This is a genomic window from Ruegeria sp. D1(2025) (genome assembly GCF_056536425.1).
On record NZ_JBQFPO010000004.1, the window covers coordinates 249,811 to 265,396 of the forward strand.

Consider the following 15,586-nt stretch of genomic DNA (forward strand, 5'->3'; position numbering starts at 1 on the left):
AGGTTCCGGTCAAGAGCTTACGCCGTCACGCCGATCAGGTCATTCACGACGTCGGGCAGATCATTGAAATGATGCAGCAGGGCGTCCGGTTCCAACGCGGCCATATCTTCGCCGGAAGGCCCGAACGTCACCAGGACCGACGGCACCCCGGCAGCGCGTGCCGTGTTGTGGTCGGTATCCGAGTCCCCAATCAGAACGCACAGGTCGGGGTGCCCGCCCGCGCGGCGCGCGGCCTCGCGCAGTGGTTCGGGATCGGGCTTTCGCACCGCAAGCGTATCGGCCCCAACCAGCGAGGCGAAACGATCCCGCACCCCAAGACGCATCAAAAGCAGATCGGCCAGAGCCTCGGGTTTGTTGGTGCAGATACCCACACCGTACCCTGTGGTTTTCAACGTATCGACTGCCTCAAGCGCGCCGGGGTAGAATTTGGTGTGGATGTCAATGGCTTCCGAATAGGCCTCGAGCAGAATTGGATAATACGCCAGCACTGTTGCCTCGTCATACGCTCCGACCCGTTTCAGCCCGTGGCTCAGCATCATGCGTCCGCCACGCAAGGCAACACCGGCGTCCTGTTCCCGCGTCAGAACATCGCCGTGCCCCATTTCACGAAAACAATGATTTGCCGCCGCCAGCAAATCGCCTGAAGTATCCGCCAAAGTGCCGTCCAGATCGAAGATGACCGTACGCATTTTGCCTCCTTGCTCGGCAGAAACCCGCCATGAGATGTTGCAAACGGCAATCTTGTTTGATGGGCGAACCGCTTGCGCCTTTGAAACCAGCGGATAAAACGGACGACAACAAAACACAAAGAGAAAACGATTTCATGACCACTGCCCTTGTCATCCTCGCCGCCGGAAAAGGCACCAGGATGAATTCGGAGATACCAAAAGTTCTGCATCCCATCGCGCAGGCCCCGATGCTGGTTCACGCCATGCGCGCCGGCGCAATTCTGTCCCCCGAACGCACTGTCATCGTCACCGGGCACGGGTCCGAGGCGGTCGCCAAAGCCGCGCGGGCCGAGGATGAAGACGTGCATATCGCCATGCAGGAGGAGCAACTGGGCACCGCCCACGCGGTCGCGCAGGCACGCGGCGCGTTGGACGGGTTTTCCGGCGATATCGTGGTTCTGTATGGCGACACACCCTTTCTGCAACCGGACACTCTGGAACGGATGGTAGCCGCGCGGGCCGAGAACGATCTTGTCATTCTGGGGTTCGAGGCGGCCGATCCCGCCCGTTATGGCCGACTGGTCATGAAGGGCGACACACTGGAACGGATCGTTGAATTCAAGGACGCCTCCGAGGAGGAGCGCGCGATCACCTTCTGCAATTCGGGCCTTTTGGCCTGCGATGCTCAGACCCTGTTCTCGCTGATCGACGCGGTCGGGAATGGCAATGCATCCGGCGAGTACTACCTTACCGATGTTGTTGAAATCGCGGGAAATCGCGGACTGAAGGTCACCGCTGTTGCCTGTGATGAGGCCCAGACACTGGGCGTCAATTCCCGCGCCGATCTGGCGGCGGCAGATGCCGTTTTTCAAACCCGCGCTCGTGCGGAACTGATGGATCTGGGCGTCACGCTCATCGATCCGCAGACCGTGTACCTGGCTGCTGACACAGTGATCGGGCGGGATACCGTGATTGAACCAAATGTGGTTTTTGGCCCCGGCGTTACCGTGGAAAGCGGCGCAACGATCCGCGCCTTTTCGCATCTTGAAGGGTGCCATGTCAGCCGCGGTGCCATCGTCGGCCCCTATGCCCGCCTGCGTCCGGGCGCCGAATTGGCCGAAGATGCGCGGATCGGTAATTTCGTCGAAATCAAGAATGCCGAAATCGGCGAAGGCGCCAAGGTCAATCACCTCAGCTATGTCGGGGATGCCTCGATCGGGGCCAGAACCAATATCGGCGCCGGAACCATCACCTGCAACTATGACGGCGTCATGAAGCACCGAACAACGATTGGTGACGATGTCTTCATCGGCTCCAACACCATGTTGGTGGCACCGGTCACGCTGGGCGACGGCGCAATGACGGCCACTGGCACGGTGGTCACTAGGAATGTCGATCCCGACGCACTGGCCGTGGCTCGTTCACGCCAGGAAAACAAACCGGGTTATGCGCGTAAATTGTTTGAAATGTTAAAGGCGAAGAAGGCTCGCCGCGACAAAGGAGCCTAGAATATGTGTGGTATTGTTGGCGTACTGGGACAGCACGAAGCCGCCCCCATTCTGGTCGAGGCGCTGAAGCGGCTGGAATATCGCGGTTACGACAGTGCGGGGATTGCAACGGTCAACAACGGCGCACTGGGGCGTCGGCGGGCCGTGGGCAAGCTGGTCAACCTAAGCGATCTGCTGGTGCACGACCCATTGCCCGGCAAATCGGGTATCGGCCACACCCGCTGGGCAACACATGGCGCGCCTTCGGTCATCAACGCCCACCCGCACAGGGCGGGCCCGGTGGCCGTTGTCCATAACGGCATCGTCGAAAACTACCGCGAATTGCGTGCTGAGCTGGCAGAAAACGGGATCGATTTCCAGACCGAAACCGATACTGAAACCGTCGCCCTGATGACCGAACACTACATGAAAACCGGTCTGAACGCGGTTCAAGCCGCCTTTAAAACGATCGACCGGCTGGAAGGTGCCTTTGCCCTGGCATTCCTGTTCGATGGAGAGGATGACCTGATCATTGCCGCCCGCAAAGGCTCTCCGCTGGCGATTGGTCATGGCGATGGCGAGATGTTCGTTGGCTCGGACGCCATTGCGCTGGCCCCGCTGACAGACAGGATCACATATCTCGAGGAAGGCGACCGCGCCGTCCTGACCCGCACGTCGCTGGAAATCCGCAATGACAAGGGTGACTTGGCCAACCGGGAAACGCGCCGGATCAAACTGGATCACACCCGAACCGACAAGGGCGGACACAAACATTATATGGCCAAGGAAATCGCCGAACAGCCGGTCGTAGTGGCCGAGGCGATCCGGTCCTATCTGCCGACCGGTGGCGACCGAGTCGTGTTGCCCGATGCGGATCTGGATTTCACGAAACTGGATCGGTTGACCATGGTGGCCTGCGGCACAGCCTTCTATGCCTGCCTGACCGCAAAATACTGGTTCGAACAACTGGCCAAAATGCCGGTCGAAGTCGATATCGCCAGCGAGTTCCGCTACCGCGAGCCACCGATCACTGATCGCACACTGGCCCTGTTCGTCAGTCAGTCAGGCGAAACGGCCGACACATTGGCCGCGCTGCGCTATTGCGAGGGCAAGGCGGACAAGATCGTTTCGGTCGTCAATGTCCCCGAAAGCTCGATTGCCCGCGAAAGTGACATCGCCCTGCCGATCCACGCCGGCGTGGAAATCGGCGTGGCATCGACGAAGGCGTTCACGTGTCAGCTGAGCGTGTTGCTGATGCTTGCGCTCAAGGCTGCCGCCGACCGGGGCACGCTCAGCGACGAAGAACTGGCCGATCACGCCGCAGCTTTGCGCGGTCTGCCCACAATCCTGAACGCGGCGCTGGATCAAAGCCACGCCATCCGCAAATCCGCCCAGCGCCTGTCCGAGGCGCGCGACGTGTTGTTTCTGGGCCGGGGGCTGATGTATCCGCTGGCCATGGAGGGGGCGCTGAAGCTCAAGGAAATCAGCTATATCCATGCGGAAGGTTATGCCTCGGGTGAATTGAAACACGGGCCCATCGCCCTGATCGACAAGCACATGCCGGTGGTTGTCATGGCCCCGCGCGACGCCGTTTTCGACAAGACGGTTTCGAACATGCAGGAGGTCATGGCGCGCAAGGGCAAGGTCATTCTCATCTCGGACGATGACGGCATTACCGACGCGGAAGACGGTGTCTGGAACACGATCCGCATGCCGCATGTCCATACAAGCCTGGCGCCAATCTTGTATTCGGTGCCGGCCCAGTTGCTGGCCTATCACACCGCTGTCGCAAAGGGCACGGATGTGGATCAGCCGCGCAACCTGGCCAAATCCGTAACGGTGGAGTGAACCATGTCCAAACAATTCCCGGAACTGGACGACGCCCAACGCAAGTTCATCGAAGACCAGCACATGTTCTTCGTTGGCACCGCAGGGCCTGAAGGTCGCGTCAATATCTCGCCCAAGGGCATGGATTCATTGCGTGTTCTTGGGCCCAACCGGATCGTTTGGTTGAACCTAACCGGCAGTGGCAACGAAACCGCCGGTCATTTGCTGCAGACCAATCGCATGACGCTGATGTGGTGCTCCTTCACCACGCGCCCTCTGATCCTGCGCACCTATGGCACTGCACATACCCTGCACGTCGGCGACGATGGCTGGGACGAACTGGCCGCCCTGTTCCCCACTCATCGCAGCGCCCGGCAGATCTATGACCTCAGCCTCGACATGGTGCAGACGTCCTGTGGCTACGCGGTTCCGTTCATGGAATTCCAATCGGACCGCGACACGATGCAAAAGTGGGTCGACGGAAAATCCGACGAGGACATCCGTGCCTATTGGGTCGACAAGAACCACTCCACGATTGACGGCCACCCCACCCGTGCCTTGGAAAAGGGCGGCTATGCCGGATAGCTATCTCAACCAGATCAAGGCTCATGCCGACCCAGAGCGCGCAGACCAGATGGCGGCCTATCACAAGGTCGAGCGTCCTTACTTGGGGGTCGCCAATCCGGTTTTGAACGACCTCACCAAGTCGTGGCGGCAAGAGCTGGATGTTTCTGATCGCGTAGAAGTGGCGGACGCTCTGTGGCAGAGCAACATTCACGAGGCTCGTCTTGCTGCTGCCAAACTGCTGACGCAGGCCCGTATCTGGCCAGATCAGGCGGTCTGGGAACTGCTGCATAGCTGGTTGCCGGATTTTGACGCCTGGGCGGTGGCCGATCACGCCTGCATGGCAATGCAAAAGCGCCTTACAGCAGATCCCGAACGGCTGGATCAGGTGGAACTCTGGACCACCTCAGACCACATGTGGACCCGCAGGGCTGCGCTGGTCGCCACCCTGCCATGGACCAAGCAAAACCACCCCAAACCCGACGATCTGCAGCGCCGCGACCGTATTCTGGGTTGGGCTGCGGGTTATGTTCCCGATCGTGACTGGTTCATTCAGAAATCTGTCGCCTGGTGGCTGCGTGAACTGTCCAAACACGATCCGTCCCGCGTCATTGCGTTTCTGTCCGCGCATGGCAGCCAGATGAAGCCCTTTGCCCGCCGCGAGGCCGGCAAATACCTGAAAGATCAGTTGGAATAGACTTCAAGTTCGACCAGAGCGTCGAGCGGCAACAAAAGTGCCCGCATTGCATCCAGCGACAGGCGGCTGCCCCCGCTTTCAGGTCCCGGCGTCGGGACCAGCGCAATATAGGCCTGCGCCCCTGTACTTGGGACCAGAACGCGCCCCGTGAACTCGGTCTCGACCAAAGGGGTTTCCATCCAGCGTCCCGGCGTCGTGGGATCACCCAGCGCGGCGACGGTCGTTTTGGCGCCGATCCAACCAGCCGCAGTGGCCGCAACAGGTTCCGGTTCGACCGTTTCCCCGGCAGTCGCAGCATCCTGTTCGGCAGTGCCATCGCCACCGCCAAAGACCCGGTCCGTCGTTGACCGAACCGCGTCACATCCCGCCAACAAAGCGCAAAACACCAAAACCGCATATCTCATGGCCACAACCTATCGACCTGTGCCCATCTATGCCAGCGCAAAGGAAACTTCACCCTTGTCGTGGGCAGGCCGCAGCTTTACCTATGTCGCATGACAGCTCCACTTATCGACCCGTTTGCGCGCGCCATCACCTACCTCCGTGTTTCCGTCACGGATCGCTGCGATTTCCGCTGCGTCTATTGCATGTCCGAAAACATGACGTTCCTGCCCAAGAAGGACCTGCTGACTCTCGAGGAACTGGATCGCATGTGTTCGACATTTGTCCGGTTGGGCGTCGAAAAGCTGCGCATAACCGGCGGGGAACCACTGGTGCGCCGTAACATCATGAGCTTTTTCAACGCCATGACCCGGCATCTGGACAGCGGCGCGCTGAAAGAGCTGACGCTGACAACCAACGGATCACAGCTAAACCGTTTTTCCGAGGATCTGTATGCCGCGGGCGTGCGCAGGATCAACGTGTCGCTGGATACGCTGGATGACGACAAATTCGCCCGCATCACTCGTTGGGGACGCCTGAAACAGGTGCTGAACGGCATTGATGCCGCACAAAAAGCCGGATTGCGGATCAAGATCAATGCCGTGGCTCTGAAAGGCTTCAACGAGGAAGAACTGCCGCGCATCACGCAATGGTGCGCCGAGCGTGACATGGACCTGACCTGGATCGAGGTCATGCCGATGGGGGACATCGGCAACGAAGATCGTCTGGATCAGTACTGGTCACTCAAGGATGTACGGGCCGAATACGAAAACCACTACCGGGTCACCGATCTGGCCGAGCGGACCGGCGGCCCTGCGCGCTATGTCCGGCTCGAGGAAACGGGGCAGAAGATCGGCTTCATCACGCCGCTCAGCCACAATTTCTGCGAAAGCTGCAACCGCGTGCGGCTGACCTGCACGGGCGAGCTGTACATGTGCCTGGGCCAGGAAGACATGGCCGATCTGCGCGATCCGCTGCGGGATCATCCGGATACGGAACAACCGCTCGAAGACGCGATCCGCGCTGCGATCAACCTCAAACCCAAGGGGCATGATTTCGACTATTCCCGTCAGGCGGTAGATGGCCGGATGAGCCGCCATATGAGCCACACAGGCGGCTGACATGCCGCGCCGGAACGGCCAGACACTGCTTTATCGATTGTATTGCGGCCTGACCTCAATTGCCGCACCGCTTGTCTGGCGTACCGTGCGCAACAAGCTGCAGGCTGCAGGGGTTCCCCAGGCACGGCAACAGGAACGCCTCGGCCACGCAAGCCAGCCCCGTCCAGATGGCCGCCTGGTCTGGTTTCACGCCGCCAGCGTCGGAGAAAGCCTGTCCGTTCTCAGCCTGATCAATCGGCTTGCGGAAAAGCTGCCAGATGCGCATTTCCTGATCACATCCGGCACTCCGACCTCGGCGGCCCTTATCGAAAAGCGCCTTCCGCCCAGAACGCGCCACCAGTACCCGCCGCTGGACACCGGCGGCCCCGTCGGACGGTTTCTCGCCCATTGGAAGCCCGATGCCGGGATCTTCGTCGAAAGCGAAATCTGGCCGCACCTGATTGTCGAGGCCTCGCACCTGGGAATGCCGCTTGCCCTGCTCAATGCCCGACTGTCGGATAAATCGGTCGCTGGCTGGAAAAAGCGTCCGCGAACAGCACGGTTCATCCTTGAACAGTTTCGCTTGTTTTTGACTCAGAACGACAAGGCGGCGGCCAACCTGCTGGCCATGGGGGCCCAAGCTGACCGGGTCAAGCCCGGGACCAACCTCAAGTCGATGTCCGACCCCCTGCCCGTGAACAAGGAAACGCTGACCAGCATCCGCAGCCAGATTGCCGGGCGGCCGGTCTGGATCGCCAGTTCCACCCACGCCGGAGAAGAGGAAATCGTGCTGGCGGCCCACGCGCAATTGCTGGAAAGCTGGCCCGACCTGCTACTCCTGCTGATCCCCCGCCATCCTGAACGGCGCGAAGATGTCGGTACATTGATCCAGCAGGCCGGCCTTTCCATGTCGCTGCGCTCTGCCGACATGCCAATCACGGCAGACACGCAGGTCTACGTCGCCGATACCCTCGGCGAAACTGGAACCTGGTATGCCTTGTGTCCGATCGTATTTTTGGGCGGCTCGCTCAAGGAAATCGGCGGTCACAATCCGTTTGAACCGGCACAGGCCGGCGCGGCCGTCATTACCGGGCCGGGGTATTTCAACTTTGCCGAAACATTTGCGCCTCTGATCGAAAGTGGCGGCACAATCGAGGTGCGGACAGCACAAGACCTTGCCACCGCCGTCGCCACTTGGCTGAGCGACAAAGTGGCATTAGCGGAAGCCCAAAGCGCCGTGAAAACCTGCGTGAACACTCAAAAATCGGCGCTGGACGACGTCACAGATACACTCTGCACGCATCTTTCTCTCACGTGATCGCCCGTGGGGTCCACGCTTCATCTGGCTAAAAATATCCCGGGGGAGGCGCGCCATAGGCGCGACGGGGGCAGTGCCCCCATCGCCTTTGCCGTCAGGCGGCCGGCATCCTTTGCTCGACAATCTCGGCCCACCAACTGCATCCTGCCGGAATGGCCTCATCATTGAAGTTGTATTGCGGGTGATGCACCATCGCCGTGTCGCCGTTGCCAACCAGAATATAAGCGCCCGGACGTTCTTCCAGCATAAAGGCAAAATCCTCGCCGCCCATGACCAGAGGTGCCTCCTCGCAAGCGCCTGAGACTGAACGCGCCACGTCCGCCGCAAAATCGGTCTGCTCGTCGCTGTTCACCATAACCGGATAGCCCCGGATATAGGTCACATCAGCGTTCCCACCGTAAGTCGCGGCAACGCCGTTGCAGATTTCGTTGATCCGGCGCTCAGCCAGATCCCGCATAGCATTGCTCATGGTGCGCACGGTTCCCTTGATCTGAACCGTCTGAGGGATCACGTTGAAAGCCTTGGAGGAGGTTTCGAACGAGGTTACGGATACCACAATCTGATCGACCGGATCGGCATTACGCGAAGCGATGGTCTGCAACGCCAAAACTGCATTGGCGGCCAGGACGGTCGTATCAACAGTTTCATGTGGTTTGGCCGCGTGGCCGCCAAGGCCTTCGAACGTGATGTCGAACTGGTCAGTAGCTGCAAAGAACGCACCCGGACGGATCGCAAACGACCCTACGGGCTTACCAGGCCAGTTGTGCATTCCATAGACTTCCTGAATATTCCAGCGATCCATCATGCCATCTTCGCACATCTCGCGCCCGCCGCCGCCGCCTTCTTCGGCAGGTTGGAAGATGACCACAACCGTTCCATCGAAATTGCGGGTTTCAGCCAGATATTTTGCGGCCCCCAACAACATCGCCGTATGCCCGTCATGGCCACAGGCATGCATGGCACCCGGAGTTTTCGATGCATAGTCCAGCCCGGTCGCCTCATGGATCGGTAGCGCATCCATATCCGCCCGAAGTCCGATGACCTTGCCTTTGGTATCCGACTTGCCCTTGATCACGCCAACAACGCCGGTTCGCCCGATGCCGGTTACAATCTCGTCACAGCCGAATTCCTTCAGCTTGTCGGCGACCACCGCGCTGGTGCGATGCGTTTCGAACAGTATTTCCGGATTTTCATGAAGATCCCGTCGCCAAGCGGTGATTTCTTCCTGCATCTCGGCAAGGCGGTTCTTGATAGGCATGTCATTCTCCCCTGTGTGTCATGCGACGGGCATTCGTCGTTCCACCACTTCCGCGTACCAACTGCAGCCCGCGGGTATGGCTTCGTCATCAAAGTTATATTCAGGATGGTGGCACATGGCGGTGTCCCCATTGCCAACAAAGATGTAGGCGCCCGGCCGTTCTTCAAGCATGTAGGCGAAATCTTCCGACGGCATGATCGGATCGACGCTATCATTCACCTTGCCGGCAACAGCCGCCGCAGCTTCGGCCGCATAGCCTGTTTCCGCATCGGTATTGACAGTCGCCGGGTACCCCGGCGTCCAGATCACTTTTGCCGTTGCACCAAAGGCCGAGGCCGTGTCCTCGGCGATCCGGCGCACCCGCTCTTCCGCGATGGCGCGATACTCGGGATCCAGCGTTCGCACCGTGCCCTGCAGCCGCACCGTGTGCGCGATCACGTTTGACGCAACGCTATCAGTCACGAAGGTGCCAACCGTCAGCACCACACGCTTGATCGGATCGACGGTGCGCGACACAACCGACTGCAAAGCCACGACAATATGAGATGCGACAAGTGTTGTGTCCACCGCATCATGCGGCGCGGCGGCGTGCCCGCCCTTGCCCATCACAACAATCTCGAATTCGTCAGACGAGGCCAGCAAGGCACCGGGTCGAATGGCGAACTCTCCCACCGGAAGGCCAGGCATATTGTGCATGCCGTATACTTCCTGAATGCCCCATCGTTCCATCAGGCCATCCTGACACATCGCCAATCCGCCCGCGCCGCCTTCTTCGGCGGGCTGGAAAATCAGAACAACGGTGCCATCAAAATTCCGGGTCTCAGCCAGATACTGTGCCGCCCCCAGCAGCATCGAGGTATGGCCGTCATGCCCGCAGGCATGCATCTTACCCGGCACGGTCGAGGCATAGTCGAGCCCGGTTGCCTCTTCGATGGGCAGTGCATCCATATCGGCGCGCAGGCCCACCACACGGCCCTTCGTGTCGGTCCGCCCCCGGATCACGCCAACAACGCCTGTTTTGCCGATACCGGGCGTAATCTCATCCACGCCAAACGCTTTCAGGCGCTCTGTTACAAAGGCGGCCGTTTCATGGACGTCATACATCAATTCTGGGTTGGCATGCAGGTGGCGGCGCCATTTGGTGATCTCGCCATGCATTTCGGCTAGCCTGTTTTTGACGGGCATTTTCATCCTCCTGTGACAAGAGTTTCAATATCGACCAAGTGGCCACAAATCTCAGGCCCCGAGCTTGTTTACCAGCCGCTCCATAAATCTGTGACCTTCATTGAACTGTGCAATCGTTATGAACTCGTTCGGCTGATGGGCCTGTGCAATATCGCCGGGGCCGCAAATAACCGCTGAATAGCCCGCTTCCTGAAACTGTCCCGCTTCAGTCCCGTAGCTGACAACATGCGAGGCATTGTCCCCCGTCAGGGATCGCACCAAGGCCTCGGCCTCTCCATCAGGTTCGGGCACCAGCGCCGGTACTGCAAAATCCTCGGCCACGTCGATGCGCGCTTCCGGGTGGACCTGCTGCATCCGGGCTTCGATCTGCCGCACCTGCTTCAGATAGTCCGTTCTCCAGTGCGATGCCTGTTCACCGGGCACCACTCGGAAATCCATCATGAACCGGCAGTCCTTGGCAGTGATATTGTGCGCCGTGCCCCCTTCGATCATCCCGACATGGCAGGTGGTCCAGGGCGGGTCGAATATCGCGGCGACATCACTCGGTTCGGCTGCCATATTCTCGGCATTACGATCGTTGGCCCAATCGATCAGCGGCGCCGCCGACATGATCGCGTTGACCCCGGTATGCATGATCGAGCTGTGGACCTCAAACCCGACAACATGTGTATCATACCCGAAGCTGCCTTTGTGGCCCGTGACGGCCTGCATCATCGACGGCTCGCCCACGATCACCGCGGATCCTTTGGGCAGAAACTCCTGCATGGCTTCGATCATCGGCGGGGCTCCGGTGCAGCCAACCTCCTCATCAAAGCTCAGCGCCAGTTGCAGAGGTCGTTTGAGATCCGCGTATTGCGCCTCGACCAATGCCCAGATGGCCAGTGCGCCAAAGCCCTTCATGTCGCAGGTTCCGCGTCCGAAATATTTGCCGTCTCTTTCAACAACAGTGAAAGGGTCGCTGTCCCATGGCTGCCCGTCAACGGGCACGACATCGGTATGGCCGGACAGGACAACCGCCCCTTCCTGCCAGGGGCCGACATGGGCCAGCAGGGCGGCTTTGTGAGGCTGGTTCGGATCGGGCCAGCGATGCGACGTGATGCCGTGGCTGGCCAAGTAGGCTTCGACCCAGTCCACCAGAGGCAGGTTGGTCTCACGGCTCACCGTCGGGAACGAGATCAGGCGCGTCATGATCTCAAGCGGCGTCAGGCGGTGCGGCATGGGGATCAGTAACCGCTATCCGTGGTTAGGACGAAGTGACCCGGCTCGACCTCGCGGTATTCTGAAGGTTCGGGTTTATAGCCGATTGGATGAATTGGCGACGGGATCGGCTTGAAATTCAGATCCTTTTCCGATTTCCGCTGGTTCGGATCGGCAATCGGAACAGCCTTCATCAGCGCCTGAGTATAGGCGTGCTGCGGGTTCTCGAACACCCGGGCACGCGGGCCAAGTTCGACAATGCGGCCCAGATACATGACGCCGACATGGTGGCTGACCCGCTCGACCACGGCCATGTCGTGGCTGATGAACAGATAGCTGAGGCCAAGTTCCGACTGAAGCTCCATCATCAGGTTCAGAACCTGCGCCTGGACCGATACGTCAAGCGCCGATACCGCCTCGTCCGCGACGATCAGTTTGGGGTTCAGCGCCAGCGCTCGGGCAATCGCGATCCGCTGCCGCTGACCACCCGACATCTCGTGCGGGAAACGACGCATGAAGCTGCGCGGCAACTGTACCTTGTCGAACAGTTGCGCCACACGGTCCTGCAACTCCGAGCCTGACGCGACACCGTAGTTGCGCATCGGTTCAGCCACCTGATCGATCAGCTGCATCTGCGGATTGAGCGAGGCGAACGGGTCCTGAAAGATCATCTGCATATCCAGCCGCGCTTTGCGCAGACCCGCAGAATCCAGTTTCATGATATCAAGGCCATCCAGATTGACCTCACCTGCCATCGGCTCGACCAGCCGCAGGATCGACCGACCCGCCGAAGATTTGCCGCACCCTGATTCGCCCACAAGGCTCAGCGTCTGGCCCTTGTTCAGGGTGAACGAAACGTCTTCGACCGCGTGCACATTGGAAATCGTGCGGCGCAGCAGCCCACCCTTGACGGGGAACCGGGTGGTCAGGTTCTTGACGGACAGCAGAACTTCTTCAGTGCCAGGGATTGGCGCGATGTTCTGCCCTTCGACACCCAGCAGCTTCATCGGTTCCGGGGCCGATTTTCCCTGCATTTCGCCCAGTTTCGGAACAGCGGCCAGCAGCGCCTTGGTGTAGTCGTGCTGCGGATTCTCAAAGATCTCCTTGACCGTGCCCTCTTCGACCTTGTTGCCGCGGAACATGACCACGACGCGGTCGGCCATCTGCGCCACAACCGCCATGTCATGCGTAATGAACATCACCGCCGTGCCGGTTTCCCGCTTGAGCCGGTCCATCAGTGCGAGGATCTCGGCCTGAATGGTCACGTCCAGCGCTGTGGTGGGTTCATCCGCGATCAGCAGGCGCGGCTCGCAGGCCATGGCCATGGCGATCACCACCCGCTGGCGCATGCCGCCGGACAATTCGTGCGGGTATTGCTTCAGTCGCCGTTCGGGTTCTGGAATGCGGACCTGACGCAGCAGTTCCAGCGCGCGGCCCTCGGCCTGCGACTTGGACAGGTTCTTGTGGATCCGCAACCCTTCGGTCAACTGCCGGCCAACGGTAAAAACGGGGTTCAGCGCTGTCATCGGCTCCTGAAAGATCATTCCGATCTCGTTGCCGCGAATCTGTTTCATCAGATTCTGATCGGCCCCAGACAGGTCCATTTCGGTCTTGTCGCGCCGGTCAAACAGCAGTTGCCCACCCGCGATCTCACCGCCGCCGAATTCCACCAACCGCATCAGCGACAGAGACGAGACCGATTTCCCCGACCCCGATTCACCAACGATACATACGGTTTCGCCGGGATGGATCGAAAACGAAACATCTTCGACCCCGACCACCGGACCATCCTTGGTCTGAAATTCGACCCTGAGATTCTTGATCTGGGCAATAGGCTGATCCAGCACGCGCACGCTCCCCTTGGCGGCTTGTTATTTTTGAATGCCAAACGCTAAGGCGGCAGGAAGGGAAAAGTCAAACGCATTGCAGGTTTTCCTTAAGGCAAGGCTTGCAATTTTCCAAAACTCTGTTTCGATACGCCGCGTAACCGTTTTTGGGAGATGGCGGAATTCGCGAAGCGTGGCTTGCATACATGTTTCTTTTCAGCGCCTTACAATCCCACACGGCAACGCCAAACCCGCAGGCCTTGCGGAGATAATCGAGACACGAATGTGTCCAACATGGAGTGTATGATGAAAATCAAAACCCTTTTGCTTGGTGCGATTGCAAGCACAGCGATGGCCCCGATGGCCTTTGCCGAGCGCGGATCGGACGGCAATGTCAGCATCATTTACTGGCAGGCACCGTCGATCCTGAACCCGTTCCTTTCAGGTGGCACCAAGGATGTGGAGTCGGCCTCGCTGGTGATCGAACCGCTCGCCCGCTACGACCAGGACGGCAACATGGTGCCTTATCTGGCATCGGAAATTCCAACCGTTGAAAACGGCGGTGTCAGCGAAGATCTGACCTCGATCACCTGGAAAATCGCACCGGGAATCACCTGGTCGGATGGTAGTCCGTTCACTTCTGCGGACGTGAAATTCACAGCTGACTACTGCATGCACCCCGAAGGTGGCTGCGCGCAGGTGACCAAATTCGAAGGTGTCACATCAGTCGAAGCCGTGGACGACCTGACCGTAAAAGTCACGTTCGATGCACCGACCCCGTTCCCCTATGGTCCGTTTGTCGGCGGCGAAAGCCCGATCATTCAGGCCGCACAGTTTGCCGACTGCCTGGGCGCGAAAGCCCCCGAATGCACCGAGCAGAACTTTAACCCGATCGGCACCGGCCCGTTTGTCGTCACCGAGTTCAAGCCGAACGACGTGATCACCATGAAGGCCAACGACAACTACCGTGATCCGGCAAAACCTGCCTTTGCGACGCTGACCTTCAAAGGTGGCGGTGACGCAACTGCGGCGGGCCGCGCGGTGATGGAAACCGGCGAGTTTGACTATGCCTGGAACCTGCAGCTGGCACCCGAGGTGATCCAGCAGATGCAGGAAGGCGGCAAGGGCACTCCGGTCGCAGGCTTCGGCCCGCTGGTCGAGCGCATCATGCTGAACCAGACCAACCCGTCGCCCGATCTGCCGGAAGGCGAGCGTTCGACTGCTGCGCATCCGCACCCGTTCCTGCAGGATCCTGCGGTTTACAAGGCGATGTCTCTGGCAATCGACCGTCCGCTGCTGGTGGAAATCGGCTATGGCCAGGCCGGTCAGGTCACCTGTAACTGGGTTCCGGCCCCGGCTGCCGTCAATTCGGACACCTTTTCCTGTGACACGCAGGACATCGAAGGTGCGAAGAAACTGCTGGATGACGCGGGTATCGTAGACTCTGATGGCGACGGCGTGCGTGAAAAAGACGGCGTTCCGCTGAAGATCGTCTACCAGACCTCGACCAACGCCGTCCGTCAGGACTTCCAGGCGCTGATCAAGGAATGGTGGAGCCAGATCGGTATCGAAACCGAGCTGCGCAACATCAACGCGTCGGTCTTCTTCGGCGGTGACCCGGGTTCGCCCGACACCTTCCAGAAGTTCTATGCGGACGTTGAAATGTACGCCAACACCTTCAACGGCACCGACCCGCAGTCCTATCTGGGCAACGGCTTGTGCGACAAGGCTCCCAAGCCGGAATCGCAGTGGCAGGGTGAAAACATCAGCCGCTTCTGCAACGAAGAATTCGACAAGCTGCATGGTCAGCTGGCCGAAACCGCCGGTGCGGAAGAGCGTGCGAAAATCGCCCGTCGTCTGAACGACATCATGGTTGAAAACGGCGGTATGATCCCGCTGGTGCACCGTGGCCGTCTGTCGGCGCACGCAAACACCCTGGGTGGCGTGATCCTGAATGTTTGGGACAGCGAGCTGTGGAATGCAGCAGACTGGTACCGCAAGACCGGATCCTAAACATCAAGTTGCAAAGCTGCGCCCCGATCTGTATCGGGGCGCGGTCATTTGCACACCACTCCAAC

Annotated in this window: 13 protein-coding genes; 7 read left to right on the forward strand and 6 right to left on the reverse strand. The window is 59.6% G+C overall.

Features of this window, described 5'->3' with window-relative positions:
* Nucleotides 1-17 precede the first annotated feature (17 nt).
* Entirely contained in the window at nt 18-689 is a 672-nt protein-coding gene (locus tag ACR1XU_RS12440; protein ID WP_480908576.1) for an HAD-IA family hydrolase, read from the reverse strand.
* Nucleotides 690-823: 134 nt separating this feature from the next.
* Between ACR1XU_RS12440 and glmU the strand changes: the two genes are divergently transcribed.
* From glmU to ACR1XU_RS12460, 4 genes are read left to right on the forward strand one after another with little or no spacing between them, the layout of a single operon-like run.
* Nucleotides 824-2,176, forward strand: a complete 1,353-nt coding sequence (gene glmU / locus ACR1XU_RS12445) for a bifunctional UDP-N-acetylglucosamine diphosphorylase/glucosamine-1-phosphate N-acetyltransferase GlmU (protein WP_480908579.1) — start codon at nt 824-826, stop codon at nt 2,174-2,176.
* A gap of 3 nt (nt 2,177-2,179) precedes the next feature.
* Nucleotides 2,180-4,003, forward strand: a complete 1,824-nt coding sequence (glmS, locus tag ACR1XU_RS12450; RefSeq protein WP_480908581.1) for a glutamine--fructose-6-phosphate transaminase (isomerizing) — start codon at nt 2,180-2,182, stop codon at nt 4,001-4,003.
* Between the two features lie 3 nt (nt 4,004-4,006).
* Complete coding sequence (locus ACR1XU_RS12455) at nt 4,007-4,567, forward strand: pyridoxamine 5'-phosphate oxidase family protein (RefSeq protein WP_480908583.1); 561 nt, start codon at nt 4,007-4,009, stop codon at nt 4,565-4,567.
* Nucleotides 4,557-5,243 carry a DNA alkylation repair protein gene (locus ACR1XU_RS12460; RefSeq protein ID WP_480908585.1) on the forward strand — a complete coding sequence of 229 codons (687 nt, stop codon included), beginning with the start codon at nt 4,557-4,559 and terminating at the stop codon, nt 5,241-5,243. The genes ACR1XU_RS12455 and ACR1XU_RS12460 overlap by 11 nt, the downstream gene beginning before the upstream one ends.
* On the opposite strand, the gene ACR1XU_RS12465 is transcribed toward ACR1XU_RS12460, so the two are convergent.
* A complete protein-coding gene (locus ACR1XU_RS12465; protein ID WP_480915611.1) occupies nt 5,231-5,647 on the reverse strand; it encodes a hypothetical protein in 417 nt (138 codons plus the stop codon). The genes ACR1XU_RS12460 and ACR1XU_RS12465 overlap by 13 nt on opposite strands.
* A gap of 90 nt (nt 5,648-5,737) precedes the next feature.
* Between ACR1XU_RS12465 and moaA the strand changes: the two genes are divergently transcribed.
* Together moaA and ACR1XU_RS12475 are read left to right on the forward strand one after the other, a co-directional pair.
* The gene (gene moaA, locus ACR1XU_RS12470; protein ID WP_170806566.1) at nt 5,738-6,745 is read left to right on the forward strand and encodes a GTP 3',8-cyclase MoaA; all 1,008 of its coding nucleotides are present in this window, start codon (nt 5,738-5,740) and stop codon (nt 6,743-6,745) included.
* Between the two features lies 1 nt (nt 6,746).
* Nucleotides 6,747-8,042, forward strand: coding sequence for a 3-deoxy-D-manno-octulosonic acid transferase (locus tag ACR1XU_RS12475; RefSeq protein ID WP_480812198.1), 1,296 nt, complete (start codon nt 6,747-6,749; stop codon nt 8,040-8,042).
* A 94-nt stretch (nt 8,043-8,136) separates the two neighbouring features.
* Here ACR1XU_RS12475 and ACR1XU_RS12480 read toward each other — a convergent pair whose 3' ends face one another.
* The 4 genes from ACR1XU_RS12480 to ACR1XU_RS12495 are packed head-to-tail and all read right to left on the reverse strand — an operon-like array spanning nt 8,137 to nt 13,529.
* Nucleotides 8,137-9,300, reverse strand: coding sequence for a M20 aminoacylase family protein (locus ACR1XU_RS12480; protein WP_480812199.1), 1,164 nt, complete (start codon nt 9,298-9,300; stop codon nt 8,137-8,139).
* An 18-nt stretch (nt 9,301-9,318) separates the two neighbouring features.
* Nucleotides 9,319-10,485 (reverse strand): M20 aminoacylase family protein, encoded by a 1,167-nt coding sequence (locus ACR1XU_RS12485; protein WP_480908591.1) that lies wholly within the window; start codon nt 10,483-10,485, stop codon nt 9,319-9,321.
* 51 nt (nt 10,486-10,536) lie between these two features.
* Nucleotides 10,537-11,703 (reverse strand): acetylornithine deacetylase, encoded by a 1,167-nt coding sequence (argE, locus tag ACR1XU_RS12490; protein ID WP_480908594.1) that lies wholly within the window; start codon nt 11,701-11,703, stop codon nt 10,537-10,539.
* A gap of 5 nt (nt 11,704-11,708) precedes the next feature.
* The gene (locus tag ACR1XU_RS12495; RefSeq protein WP_480908596.1) at nt 11,709-13,529 is read right to left on the reverse strand and encodes an ABC transporter ATP-binding protein; all 1,821 of its coding nucleotides are present in this window, start codon (nt 13,527-13,529) and stop codon (nt 11,709-11,711) included.
* 285 nt (nt 13,530-13,814) lie between these two features.
* Between ACR1XU_RS12495 and ACR1XU_RS12500 the strand changes: the two genes are divergently transcribed.
* Nucleotides 13,815-15,521 (forward strand): peptide ABC transporter substrate-binding protein, encoded by a 1,707-nt coding sequence (locus ACR1XU_RS12500; protein WP_170615308.1) that lies wholly within the window; start codon nt 13,815-13,817, stop codon nt 15,519-15,521.
* Nucleotides 15,522-15,586: the final 65 nt, after the last annotated feature.

Excerpts from the sequence above, each read along its gene's own strand:
- ACR1XU_RS12440 (WP_480908576.1), bottom strand. The coding sequence starts at position 689 with ATGCGTACGGTCATCTTCGATCTGGACGGCACTTTGGCGGATACTTCA.
- glmU (WP_480908579.1), top strand. The coding sequence starts at position 824 with ATGACCACTGCCCTTGTCATCCTCGCCGCCGGAAAAGGCACCAGGATG.
- glmS (WP_480908581.1), top strand. The coding sequence starts at position 2,180 with ATGTGTGGTATTGTTGGCGTACTGGGACAGCACGAAGCCGCCCCCATT.
- ACR1XU_RS12455 (WP_480908583.1), top strand. The coding sequence starts at position 4,007 with ATGTCCAAACAATTCCCGGAACTGGACGACGCCCAACGCAAGTTCATC.
- ACR1XU_RS12460 (WP_480908585.1), top strand. The coding sequence starts at position 4,557 with ATGCCGGATAGCTATCTCAACCAGATCAAGGCTCATGCCGACCCAGAG.
- ACR1XU_RS12465 (WP_480915611.1), bottom strand. The coding sequence starts at position 5,647 with ATGAGATATGCGGTTTTGGTGTTTTGCGCTTTGTTGGCGGGATGTGAC.
- moaA (WP_170806566.1), top strand. The coding sequence starts at position 5,738 with ATGACAGCTCCACTTATCGACCCGTTTGCGCGCGCCATCACCTACCTC.
- ACR1XU_RS12475 (WP_480812198.1), top strand. The coding sequence starts at position 6,747 with ATGCCGCGCCGGAACGGCCAGACACTGCTTTATCGATTGTATTGCGGC.
- ACR1XU_RS12480 (WP_480812199.1), bottom strand. The coding sequence starts at position 9,300 with ATGCCTATCAAGAACCGCCTTGCCGAGATGCAGGAAGAAATCACCGCT.
- ACR1XU_RS12485 (WP_480908591.1), bottom strand. The coding sequence starts at position 10,485 with ATGCCCGTCAAAAACAGGCTAGCCGAAATGCATGGCGAGATCACCAAA.
- argE (WP_480908594.1), bottom strand. The coding sequence starts at position 11,703 with ATGCCGCACCGCCTGACGCCGCTTGAGATCATGACGCGCCTGATCTCG.
- ACR1XU_RS12500 (WP_170615308.1), top strand. The coding sequence starts at position 13,815 with ATGAAAATCAAAACCCTTTTGCTTGGTGCGATTGCAAGCACAGCGATG.